A 12,479-nucleotide genomic window follows, 5' to 3' on the forward strand; every position below is an offset into this window, starting at 1 on the left:
TATGAAAAACAGTGTTATAGTGATAGACGACAGCCGATCCATAAGACAATATGCCATGGATGTGCTTAAACGCTCCGGGTTTACCGTGTTTGGCGCGTGTGATGGGCCTGAAGGGCTGAACTTAATCGACAAACATGAGCCTGATGTTGTGTTGCTCGACATTATAATGCCCGGCATAAGCGGTCTGGATGTCCTGCGAATACTGCGGGAAAAAAAGATTATAGTTTCCATCCTGCTGTTTACCACCCGATCGTCAGTTTCCCAGCGGGTTGAAGGTCTAAAGGCAGGGGCTGACGATTATATTGCCAAACCTTTTAAAGATGAAGAACTCATAGCCCGGGTCGGCTCTGCGGCCAGAAGAATAACACTTGAAAAAAACCTTGCCAAACTGGTCGATGTCAAGACAAGAAAGTTAGTCAGGAAAGAACAGCAGGCTCTTTACGGTCAAATAGTTCAGGGAATTGTCCACAACCTTAACAATCCGCTTATGGCTGTTTCCGGTTTTGCTGAAATTGCAAGAATGGAACTTTTCAGGTTTTCCAAATTATTAGAAGAAAAAATTGATAAAAACGAAATGGCCTTGCTGAAAAATATTATGCGCAACATGGCGAAAGTATCTTCAGCCACTGACATGACGAAATCACTTGTCAACACCCTCCTTAGCAAAAGCAGACACGAATCGGTTGAGCAGAAACAACGAATCAATCTTAAAAAGCTTATAAAAAGGGAGATTGAATTTTTTAAAGCAGACCGTGAACGAAACCATGCTATAATAATAACCCTTGGTCTCGACCCGTCAACTTCTGAGATATTCGGCGTTTATACTGATTTTTCGCAAGTTACCGCCAATCTGGTAAAAAATGCAGCGGATGCCATGAGAAATTCACTTGAAAAAAAGCTTGGTATATACACAAAACATGATAACAAAAATATATACATCATAGTTGAAGATACCGGAGAAGGAATATCTTCCGGCAATATAGAACGTATTTTTGATCCGTTTTTCACAACCAAAACCTGTAAGAACACACAAAAAAATATGGAAACAGAAAGCACGGGGTTGGGATTATATACCTGCAAGCAATTGATGAAATCATATGGCGCTGATATCTCTGTAAAAAGCAAACCCGGTGCTGGGGCTGTATTTAAAATAGTCATTCCCCGTATAAATATTTTTAAACAACGTAAGGATTGCGGTCAGGTAACTAGCAGTGTCCATCCATAATCTTATAAGAGACAATTTGAAAAATATGAAAAATAAAATTAAAGTATTAATTGTTGATGACTCTGCGGTCGTGCGGCAAACTCTTGAGGAAATTTTGAGTTCCGATCCGGCCATTGAAGTAATGGCAACAGCATCAGACCCTTTTATTGCCGCGGATAAAATAAAAAAAGAAACACCTGATGTAATAACACTTGACGTGGAAATGCCTCGCATGGACGGGCTTACTTTTTTGCACAAAATTATGATCCAGCATCCCATACCGGTGGTAATATGTTCCAGCCTGACCGAAAAGGGCTGTGAAACCACTCTTAAATCTTTGGAATACGGGGCACTGGATATCATTACAAAGCCAAAGATGGGAGCTAAAAAGTTTTTCGAAGAATCAAGAATAAAAATTTGCGATTCCGTAAAGGCAGCAGCCCAGGCCCGCGTAAAGGCTATTTCCAGCACACGAAAAAAGGCAACCGGCAAACTCACCGCAGACGCAGTGATTGCTCCCCCGACCGGCAGAGCGATGATCAGCACTACCGAAAAGATGATTGCAGTGGGCGCATCCACAGGAGGCACCGAAGCCTTGCGGGTATTTCTTGAAGCCATTCCCCTGGACAGCCCCGGCATCGTGATTGTCCAGCACATGCCGGAGCATTTTACCACCGCTTTTGCCAAGCGGCTCAACGGCATCTGTCGCATTGAGGTAAAAGAAGCGGAAGACGGAGACAGTGTTCTTAAAGGGCGAGCCCTGATAGCCCCCGGGAACAAACACCTCCTTTTAAAAAGAAGTGGAGCAAAATATTATGTTGAAATAAAGGACGGTCCCCTGGTATGTCGGCACCGGCCTTCGGTTGACGTTCTTTTTCGTTCAGTCGCCAGGTATGCAGGTTCAAACGCCGTAGGTGTCATCATGACCGGTATGGGCGATGACGGCGCCAGGGGAATGTTGGAAATGAAGGAGGCCGGCGCTTCTACCATAGCCCAGGATGAAAAGACCTGCGTAGTGTTCGGTATGCCCCAGGAAGCCATAAAACGGGGTGCGATTGATCATGTGCTCCCCCTGGAAGCTATAGCCGGAGAAGTATTAAAAAGCTACGATCAGCATAAACCTGAATTGTGATAAGGAACGGGAACGAAATAATTTCCTCAAGCAGGCGCATAGATTTGGAGACGAAATAATACCAGATTGCTAAAAACGGCTGTCAACGTCGATAGCCCAAATTAACTTCAATCATTTTATTCGGCTGTCTTGTTGTTTTGATTTACATCGGAATCAATGAATAGCTCTTTCTCTAACTGCCGCAATGTTTCTTCAAGAACAGGGAGTCGTTGTTTGTCTTTAGAATCTTTGGAAGTTCTTTTAAGTTCTATCAGCATCTTAATATCAAGAACACGAAGGGTATGACCTCTGAATTCAATTTCTACTGTGTGCTTAAAAAGATCTTCATAGGTTTTCCCCTCTTCAATAAAAGCTAAAACATCAAGTGGGCCTATACGGGTTGAAAAAAATGCATGTCCCATCTCCGCAAAGTCTTTTTCCTTTGGCTTTATAATTTTATTGTCCGGACGACGATATATTGCGTCAATTGATTTTAAAAATGTGAAGAGTTTTGAAATATTCTCAGAAGACCGGTTATGCACAATATCCACATCCATCGTTGTAACCGGAGCTCCCTGAACGACCGCAGCAAGACCACCAACAAGAATAAACTTGACATCTGCCTTTATGAGGCCTTCAATTATTGCGCTTAGGTCCACGCTTGTTGTTCTTTTGCCGTTGGTATGCATTTCTTAATTCCAAAATAGTATCTACTGCGTTATCGTTTGCCCGCAGCCGCTCCTCTGGTGACAGGTTAAGAAACATGGCAACCAATCCTTTGTCAACACCTAAACTATTCTTGTTTTCCATTTTTTCGTCCATAAAACATCTATTTGCTTATATAGCTTTCAGATAACTACCCGATTTTAAAATTTAGCACAAGGCCAAAGGGAGTAAAGCATATCATAATACAACTCCAAATAAAGGTTCGCGCAAAAATAAGAAGTTAGAAATTTTACGTGTTGAGGCGTCTGGCTGGCAAGGCGCGAGCCCCAAGCAGGCAATTAGACTGAAGTTCCCGAAGCAGAACAGACGTAACTTGCTGCTGTTAAAAAAAATTAAAATCGTGGTGTGACGTTACTGACTACACTAAATTTTTCAATGTTGTCAGCAGGTTGTTTGATTTATCTTTGATTGAAGATACACACTTTTTTTATTAAGTTAATAATTATTGGCTCGAATTTAAACATCTTTTAAAAATTTTCTTGATTCGGGCATTAATTTTTTGTAATGTTTTTATTCAACATGGCCTATACTTGCAACCCAACTTCCCAAAAATTATATCTGTTTTAAATTCATTTAAAGTCCCATCAATTGGGTGTTTGTGAAAACACTATAGAATTTTCGGCATCCTTCAAATTTAGTTTACACTTTTAGTGGAAAAGAGTTAAGAGTAGATACGTTAACCTTGACAGGATGCCGCCGATATGTGTCGCGAGAATTATGTGCGTATTTAAAACTGCATGATGCCTTAAATAGAACTCTTTTTGTGAAATTTGAAGGTATTTATAATGACCGGAAAACCAACTTATGACAAATCGAAACCGGGAAGAATAAAAGCTGAAAAACAAAAAAAAAAAAAAAAAAAAAAAAAAAGAAAAAAAAAAAAAAAAAAAAAAAAAAAAAAATCAGTCTAATAATCGCCCTTTTAGCTGTCTGCTGTTTTCTATTGTACTATTTTCATTACGTCCTTGAAATCGGCACTGGTTTTACCCACTTCTTCTATGTTCCAATAATCCTGGCATCGTTATGGTGGCAGAGGAAAGGTTTGGGCGTAACCCTGTTGTTGGCCATTCTTCTGCTTTTTACCCACTATTTCTTGCGAGATCCTATAGGGGCCGGCAATGATTATTTTCGGGCGTTTATGTTTGTGTCTGTCGGTTTTGTAGCGGCTCTGGTAAGTGAGAGAATTGTGAAGAAAAATGAAAGCCTGCGGGAGAGTGAGGGAAAATTCAAAAGCCTGTTTGAGAATATGAAAAGCGGAGTTGCCGTATATGAGGCAGAGAACAACGGAAAGGATTTCATCTTTAAGGATTTAAACAAGGCAGGAGAGCAGATAGACAAAATTGCCCGCGGAGAGCTTATCGGCAAAAGTGTCCTGGAGATTTTCCCTTCTATAAAAGATTTTGGCCTTTTCGACGTGCTCCAACGAGTATGGAAAACAGGACAGCCGGAACATCATCCAATAACTATATATAAAGATGAAAGGATAACCGGCTGGAGAGAAAACGATATCTACAAATTGCCTTCAGGCGAAATAGTCGCTGTTTATGATGACGTTTCCGAACGTAAGCAAATGGAGGAGGCGCTCCAGAAGAACGAAAGAAATCTTTCCATAACACTCAATTCAATAGGAGATGCAGTTATAGCAACAGATACCAAAGGCCGCGTTACACGAATGAACCCGATTGCAGAAAAGCTTACCGGCTGGAATTTGTCTGAGGCAAAAGGACGTCCTCTCATCGAAGTATTTAACATTATAAATGAGGAAACTCGTAAACAAATGAAGAGCCCTGCTGAAAAAGTAATGCGGGAAGGAACTATCGTTGGTCTGGCTAACCATACAGTCTTGATCTCGAAAAACGGCACAGAGACTCCTATTGCAGATAGTGGCGCGCCGATTAAAAACGATCAAGGCGATATCTTTGGTATTATATTGGTTTTTCGCGATATTTCAGAAAAAATAGAAGCTGAGAAGCAAAAGAAGAAATTAGAGGCTGAAGCCATGCGGACCGGTCAATTAGTGTCGATTGGTGAAATAGCGGCCGGCGTTGCCCATGAGATCAATAACCCCATAAATTCAGTTATAAACCTGGCCCAGATATTGCTTGATGAATGTAATAGCGAAAGTTCGGAATATGATATTGCCGGACGGATTATCAAGGAGGGTGACCGTATTGCCAATATTGTCAGCAACCTCCTTTCTTTTGCACGGGGCAACATGGAAAAAGAAAAAAATTTGGTAAACCTGTCTGAAATCATCTCTGATACGCTTGTTCTGGCAAAAGTCCAGATGCAAAAGGATCAAATAGAGTTAAGGGTCAATATTCCTTTAAATTTGCCCAAAATTATTGCAAACCCACAACAGATTCAACAGGTTTTCCTGAATCTCATAATCAATGCGCGATATGCCTTGAACCAAAAATATTCCGGGACGCATGAAAATAAAATACTTGAGATCCTGGGTGAAGAAGCAACTATTGATGATTGCCCCTATGTCCGGGCCATTTTTCAGGACAACGGCATAGGGATACCCGCCAATGAAATTAAAAAGGTTATAAACCCGTTTTATTCAACCAAACCCACCGGCATAGGCACCGGCCTGGGCTTGAGCATCAGCCATGGCATTATCAGTGATCATGGCGGTTATATAAGAATTGAAAGCACCGAGGGTGAATTTACCAGGGTAATAATCGATCTTCCGGCTTCCGGCAAGGAGAAGAGATGAAATCTAAAATTCTGATTGTTGATGACGAGGAAAACTTAAGATTCAGCCTGGAAAGATTTCTTTTGACTGCCGGATATGAGGTGGCGACCGCTGAAGATTACGATGTAGCCATGGCCAGGATAAATGAAACGAATTTAGATTTGATATTCTCGGATATTATCTTAAAAGGCAAGACCGGAATTGATATCCTGCAGGCGGTAAAGGAAAGAAACCTGCAATCTCCGGTTGTGTTGTTTACCGGCGCCCCCAATATTGAAAACGCTTCAGAGGCTGTCCGGCTGGGTGCATTTGACTATCTTCCCAAACCGGTACGGCAGGAAACATTGTTGCGGGTTGCCAAATCAGCTTTGCATCATAAGGCTCTGATTGATGAGAAAGAGAGCTACCGCGCAAACCTTGAAGCTATTTTCAAAAGCGTCAAAGATGCTATTATTACTGTGGATCAAGAGTTGTCGGTTATCGAAGTCAATGATACTGCCGGAAAGATATGCGGAATTTTCCGGGATGCGGCCATCGGCAAGGCCTTTAATACTTTGCTGAAAGGGTGCCATGGAAAATGCCTTGAAATCATGAAAGAAACTATCAGGAAAAAACAGCCTGTTGAAGCGCGTCGGGTTGAATGCCATCGCAAAGACCGGCCGGAGCAGGTTGTATCCCTGACCGCATATCCACTTTTAAATCGCCGGAACCTGTTTTCAGGGGGAATCCTGGTGGTCAGAGATGAAACCCGCCTGGATAATCTGGAGCGAAATCTGAAAGAACGTCAACAGCTTCATAATATTATCGGCAAGAGCGTGAAAATGCAGAAGGTTTATTCTCTCATAAAGGGACTGACCGATGTTCAGACCGGAGTTTTGATTACCGGAGAAACCGGAACCGGCAAGGAACTGGTTGCAGAGGCGCTCCACCATCAAGGAGTGCGCAAAAATAAAACACTTGTAAAGGCCAACTGTGGAGCCCTGTCGGAGGATTTGCTGGAAAGTGAACTTTTTGGACATATCAGGGGCGCATTTACCGGCGCTGTGAGAGATAAGATCGGCCTGTTTCAAAGAGCCGATGGTGGAACCATTTTTCTGGATGAAATCGGTGAGACTTCACCCCGGGTACAACTGCGCCTGCTGAGGATCCTTCAGGAAATGGAATTTCAGCGTGTGGGAGATTCAACCCCGATCAAGGTGGATGTGCGGGTGGTTGCCGCTACCAACAAAAATCTCCGTGAAGAAGTAAGACTTGGCAGGTTCCGGGAAGACCTTTATTACCGTTTAAAGGTGGTGGAAGTAAGCATGCCTCCGCTCAGGGATAAACGGGATGATATACCTCTTTTAGTTGAGCACTTCCTTAAAAAGTTCAACCGCAAGTTCAACAAAAAAAATATTACGATTTCGGAAGATGTGCAGAAGATATTTATGGAATATTCCTGGCCGGGTAATGTCAGGGAGCTGGAACATGCGCTGGAGCATGCATTTATCCTTTGCAGCAGGGAAACTATTGTCGTCGATCATTTGCCGCCTGAATTAAAGGTTCTCAATGCCCCTAAAGGAGAAGAGGACGATTATTGCCGGATCATCCTTCATGCTCTTGAGCAGACCCGCTGGAACAAAACCGAGGCAGCCCGTTTACTGGGGATAAGCCGGCAAAGTTTATATAGAAAAATCAAAGCTTTCAGGATTATGAAAAACTGAACAGCCCGCATTATAGCAATGTTACAATTTGTAACCTGAATTTTGTAAGGCTGTTATTTTACGGCATATTCTCCCTCACCCTGCCCTGCCAGGGAAGCTTTTTCAAGAAAAGCTCAGTCCGGCCATGTTTTGTCTAACATATTAAAATTGCAGCAACATTATACTTACGACTTCAATCCTTTCCTGTGATGTTACACTCTGTAACCTGTAAACCCCGACTATCACATTCAAGCCACTCCCCCTCCCTTTCCCTCCTGCTATAACCAATAGTTATTATTATAAAAAGTTTAATTCAAGCTGCTTTGTATCTTTCCGGCATATCTTTTGCGTAATAAAAGGACAAGGGGTCGCTCAAAACAAATTTCATACTTTGAGGTATAGATGCAGATGAATGGAACAGACAACAGCAATAACCAAAAAAAACTGGACCGCATCTGTCCTTTTATTCAAAACCCTCACAAGGACTGCCATTGCGTAGATATGAACAGTCGCAAGGTAAATGATGTAATATATTACTGTCAAAAAAATTTTAAAAAATGTAAAATCTATAAAAGGCTTTTAAAGGAGAGACAGCATGCCCAGAATACTGGTTGTTGATGACGAGGAAAACATCCGCTTTTCATTCAAACATTTTTTGACGGCGGCAGGGTATGAGGTTGTCACAGTAACCCACCCGATTGATGCCAGGGCTATTCTGTCAGCCAATGAGTTTGATGTGGCGATAATCGATCGGATATTGTCAGATGGGCAAAACGGGATTGATCTCGTGAAATATATCAGAGCTGTCCAGCCCTTTTGCGAGCCGGTCCTGATGTCCGGATACCCCAGCTTCAGTTCGGCCGCCGAAACACTCCAATTTGAGACCTTTGCCTATCTGGCCAAACCGGTGAAACAGGAAAAACTCTGTCGCGTTGTGGCGGAAGCAGTCCACAAAAGCAAGGCCAAAAAGAATTCAGGACATTTCAAAAGCGTTCTTCAATCAATTTTTCATTCTTCGCCGAATGCGATAGCCATTTGTGACCTTTCCGGCCGGGCCAGATTTGTCAACCCCTCTTTTACCCGGATATTCGGATACGATAAAAAAGAAGTGATCGGGAAACATATCGACTACATCCCCGCCTGGGATCAGCAAAAGACTGAATCCGAGATAGCCGACCTCCGCATGGAAAAATTCGTTCCGGAAAGGGAAACTCAAAGATTGACAAAAAATGGTCAACTGATTGATGTAACCATTAACCAGTCGGTCTGCCGGGACAGTCAAGGGAAAGCGACCGACATCTTATTTATCATCCGTGATGTTACAGACAAAAGGGAGATAGAAAAGCAATTCCAGCATGCGCAAAAGATGGAAGCCATCGGCATCTTGGCAGGAGGCATTGCCCATGATTTTAACAATATCCTCATGCTTATGCTGGGGCGTGCCGAGTTGGCCCTGATGGATATGCCTGAAGACAGCCCGGCCCGAAAAAATCTGGAAACAATCCTGAAGGCCGGCAAGCGTGCCAGGGACCTGACAAGACAGATTCTGGCCTTCAGCCGGAAGGCTGGACATGCAAAAAAGCCGGTTCAAATTTCCCTCATCATCAAGGAGTCTCTCAAACTGCTGGAGGCAGGACTTCCGGACAGCATTGAGATTAAGCAGAACATCAGCACAAACTGCGGAACCATTTTGGCCGATCCGACCCTGATACACCAATTGATCATGAATCTTTGCACTAATGCCTATCATTCTATGCGCGAAAAAGGCGGTGTTATAGAGATAAACATGCAAGATGTGGATTTTGAATCCCGGGATTCCCGGATCGACCTGGCGCCCGGGCCATACCTGCAGTTGACCGTAAGTGACACAGGGCACGGCATGGATAAGGATACGATGGATCATATCTTTGAGCCATATTTTACCACCAAGGCGGTTGGCGAAGGAACCGGCCTGGGCCTGTCAGTGGTACATGGAGTCATAAAAAGCCACGGAGGCGCGATCACAGTCACAAGTGAAGTCGGCAAGGGGAGCACGTTCCAGGTCTATTTTCCCAAAATAAAGAACGTCTTAACAAAAAAAACAAAAACTGTCGAAGCGGTATGCGGGGATAAAGAAAACATATTATTTGTGGATGATGAAGCAGAGATTGTTCTTGTGATGCAGCAGATGCTGGAGCATCTCGGTTACACCGTCACGGCGCGGACCAACGGCATGGAGGCGCTGGAGGCTTTCCAGGCACACCCGGACAAGTATGATCTGCTCATCACCGATCAGTCCATGCCCGGGATGACAGGCCTCCGGTTGGCTGAGGAAGTCACGCGCATCCGGGCTGATATTCCCATAATCCATCTTACCGGTGTATGTGAACAAACAACTGCGGGTGATGCCACAAAAAAAATTATTAGCGAGTCTATCTCCAAGCCTGTGAATATGGAAGAACTTGGTAAGGCGATCCGGCGGGCGCTGAAACCCGGGCGCAGGTCAACAAATAACGAAAGCAAACAACAGGGAGGTGAGAAACAATGGATAAATTAACGGAAAAAATGGACCAGGAGGTAAAATCCACGATCAACAGGCAGGGAAAATATTTAACCTTTAGCCTGGCCGAGGAGGAATACGGTATCGGTATCCTGAAGATCAAAGAGATAATCGGGATGATGCCGATTACAACTGTACCTCAGACCCCTGATTTTATAAAAGGCGTCATCAATTTAAGAGGCAAGGTTATTCCTGTGACGGATTTGCGGATCAGGTTCGGGATTGATCCCGGTGATTACACGGAACGTACCTGTATTATAGTAGTGGAGATCGAAAGAGAAATCGCCACGCTTCAGATAGGAATAGTGGTCGATTCCGTATCAGAGGTACTGAACATCACAGATAAGGATGTCGAGGATACCCCGACTTTTGGAATAAAACTTAAGACGGATTATATCCTCGGTATGGCCAAGATTGATGACGGCGTGAAGATTCTGCTTGATATAGATAGAGTGCTGAATGCTGAAGAAATGGCCGAACTTGCAAAAGCGGCATAATTATAAATAGAATAAAAACAATAACAAAGAGGATTGAATATGTTTAAAAATATGAAAATCGGGACAAAAATAGCTGCTCTTGCGGTCATACTGATTTTTCTCGGAACATTTGAAGCTCTTACCGGGTACATTGGACTCTCCAACGTGGTAAACCGGGTAGAGAAAGCAGATGACGTTAATCGCCTGGTAAAGGGAATAATGGCAGCCAGGCAGCAGGAAAAAAATTTTATCATACGCGGTGACAAATCATATATTAATAAAGTATCCGAACAGGTCGAAGCAGTTAAAAAGCAAGCCGCTGAAACCAGGGTCAAATTTGATCAGAAAATCAATAAAGATCGGATGGATCAGGTGGTAAACGCAGTTAGTGCGTATTCAGCGACATTTAAAAATTATGTTGCGCTGGAAGAAGAAAAAACAGTCATAATGAAAACCATGCAGTCAAATGCGATGGAAGCCATTGCCCAGGCATATGCTATCCTGGCTGACCAGAAAGCGCAGCTTGCCAAAGTTGAATCGCAAAACGAGGCTCTTCGGGCCGATAAGCTGGCTAAAGTGGATGACGCCAACCGTTTAATAAAATGGTTTCTCGATGCGCGCAAAAACGAAAAAAAGGCGATAATTTCGGGGGAGCAGAAGTACAAGGATGCCTTAGACAAAAATATATCCGAAATTCTTGCGCTTGGCAGGGATTTAAAATCGCGTTTTAAATTTGAAAAAAATATCAGGCAGATCGATAACCTGGTTGCGGCGGTAAACGCTTATGCCGTTGCTTTTTATAATTTTACCGATCAGATAAAAAAGCAGACTGAGGCTGATGAACAGATGGTCACGGCAGCAAGGGAAGCTCAAAAAGTTTGTGAGGATGCCAGCAAAGACCAGAAGGCCAAAATGACGGATCAAATTACATCCGCCAATACTATACTAATTGCTGTGATCGTGGTCGCATTGATTACCGCCTTTCTACTTACCTTTTTTATTGTCAAAAGCATAACCGCGACTCTACACCGTGTAATAAACGGTTTGACGGAAGGCGCAGAACAGGTTGCTTCCGCATCCGGGCAGATATCATCTGCCAGCCAGTCCCTGGCAGAAGGAGCATCCGAGCAGGCAGCGTCGATCGAGGAGACGTCCGCATCACTTGAAGAGATGTCTTCCATGACCAAACAAAACGCGGACAATGCAGGCCAGGCTGATAGCCTGATGAAAGATACCAACCAGGTGGTATCAGTCGCCAACCAGTCCATGACAGGCCTTATCTCTTCCATGGAAGAAATTTCAAAGGCCAGCGACGAGACCCAGAAGGTGATTAAAACAATTGATGAGATAGCCTTCCAGACCAACCTGCTGGCATTAAACGCAGCAGTTGAAGCGGCCAGGGCCGGCGAAGCAGGCGCAGGGTTTGCCGTGGTGGCCGAGGAAGTAAGAAATTTGGCCTTACGTTCCGCCGAAGCTGCCAAAAGCACGGCGGTATTGATTGAAGGAACCATAAAAAAAGTAAAGGAAGGCTCTGAGCTGGTGAACAGTACTAATGCTGAATTTACCAGGGTCGCTGATAGTACATCCAGGGTGGGCGAACTGGTGGACGAAATCTCGGCAGCTTCCAATGAACAGGCCCAGGGAATCGAACAGGTGAATGCTACCGTAACCGAGATGGATAAGGTGACCCAGCAAAACGCGGCCAATGCCGAAGAGTCAGCCAGCGCCTCGGAAGAACTGAACGCTCAGACTGAAGAGATGCGGAGCATGGTCGGTGAACTTATGGCAATGGTAGGAGGCGGCAGAGACACAGATTCTTCCATGATTAAATCCCGGAAAAAGAGTACTCATAAAACCATTACCGCTCCGGCCCAAAAAGCCGCCGATAGAAAGCTTACAACAAACAAATCCAGTGAAATCAACCCGAATCAGGTCATACCGCTGGATGACGATGATAATTTTACAGATTTTTAACTATTTCGTCCTCGTTCCTAATGAACGGGGACGTTAATTCGTCCTCGTTCCTAACGTTCAAATTCT

At 43.8% G+C, this 12,479-nt stretch carries 9 protein-coding genes; 8 read left to right on the forward strand and 1 reads right to left on the reverse strand.

Features of this window, described 5'->3' with window-relative positions; translation table 11 throughout:
• The first annotated feature begins 1 nt into the window (after position 1).
• Both BuS5_RS11530 and BuS5_RS11535 read left to right on the forward strand, forming a co-directional pair.
• The gene (locus BuS5_RS11530; protein ID WP_027354423.1) at positions 2 to 1,225 is read left to right on the forward strand and encodes a hybrid sensor histidine kinase/response regulator; all 1,224 of its coding nucleotides are present in this window, start codon (positions 2 to 4) and stop codon (positions 1,223 to 1,225) included.
• A 25-nt stretch (positions 1,226 to 1,250) separates the two neighbouring features.
• A complete protein-coding gene (locus BuS5_RS11535; protein ID WP_027354424.1) occupies positions 1,251 to 2,336 on the forward strand; it encodes a protein-glutamate methylesterase/protein-glutamine glutaminase in 1,086 nt (361 codons plus the stop codon).
• Positions 2,337 to 2,452: 116 nt separating this feature from the next.
• Here the strand turns inward: BuS5_RS11535 and BuS5_RS11540 are convergent, their stop codons facing one another.
• Positions 2,453 to 3,004, reverse strand: coding sequence for a hypothetical protein (locus BuS5_RS11540; protein WP_027354425.1), 552 nt, complete (start codon positions 3,002 to 3,004; stop codon positions 2,453 to 2,455).
• Between the two features lie 822 nt (positions 3,005 to 3,826).
• On the opposite strand from BuS5_RS11540, the gene BuS5_RS11545 reads away from it, so the two are divergent.
• The 6 genes from BuS5_RS11545 (at position 3,827) to BuS5_RS11570 (ending at position 12,413) form a co-directional block, all read left to right on the forward strand.
• Positions 3,827 to 3,952: a hypothetical protein gene (locus BuS5_RS11545; RefSeq protein WP_274427673.1), complete on the forward strand. Its 126-nt coding sequence runs from the start codon at positions 3,827 to 3,829 to the stop codon at positions 3,950 to 3,952.
• Between the two features lie 32 nt (positions 3,953 to 3,984).
• Complete coding sequence (locus BuS5_RS11550) at positions 3,985 to 5,763, forward strand: PAS domain S-box protein (protein ID WP_274427674.1); 1,779 nt, start codon at positions 3,985 to 3,987, stop codon at positions 5,761 to 5,763.
• Entirely contained in the window at positions 5,760 to 7,445 is a 1,686-nt protein-coding gene (locus BuS5_RS11555; protein WP_027354426.1) for a sigma-54 dependent transcriptional regulator, read from the forward strand. The genes BuS5_RS11550 and BuS5_RS11555 overlap by 4 nt, the downstream gene beginning before the upstream one ends.
• Before the next feature lie 574 nt (positions 7,446 to 8,019).
• Positions 8,020 to 9,960 (forward strand): ATP-binding response regulator, encoded by a 1,941-nt coding sequence (locus BuS5_RS11560; RefSeq protein ID WP_051374936.1) that lies wholly within the window; start codon positions 8,020 to 8,022, stop codon positions 9,958 to 9,960.
• A complete protein-coding gene (locus BuS5_RS11565) occupies positions 9,948 to 10,460 on the forward strand; it encodes a chemotaxis protein CheW (RefSeq protein WP_027354428.1) in 513 nt (170 codons plus the stop codon). The genes BuS5_RS11560 and BuS5_RS11565 overlap by 13 nt, the downstream gene beginning before the upstream one ends.
• Before the next feature lie 39 nt (positions 10,461 to 10,499).
• On the forward strand, positions 10,500 to 12,413 hold the full coding sequence (locus tag BuS5_RS11570; RefSeq protein WP_027354429.1) for a methyl-accepting chemotaxis protein: 1,914 nt from the start codon (positions 10,500 to 10,502) through the stop codon (positions 12,411 to 12,413).
• Positions 12,414 to 12,479 lie beyond the last annotated feature (66 nt).

This window comes from Desulfosarcina sp. BuS5 (assembly GCF_028752835.1).
Lineage (GTDB): Bacteria > Desulfobacterota > Desulfobacteria > Desulfobacterales > BuS5 > BuS5.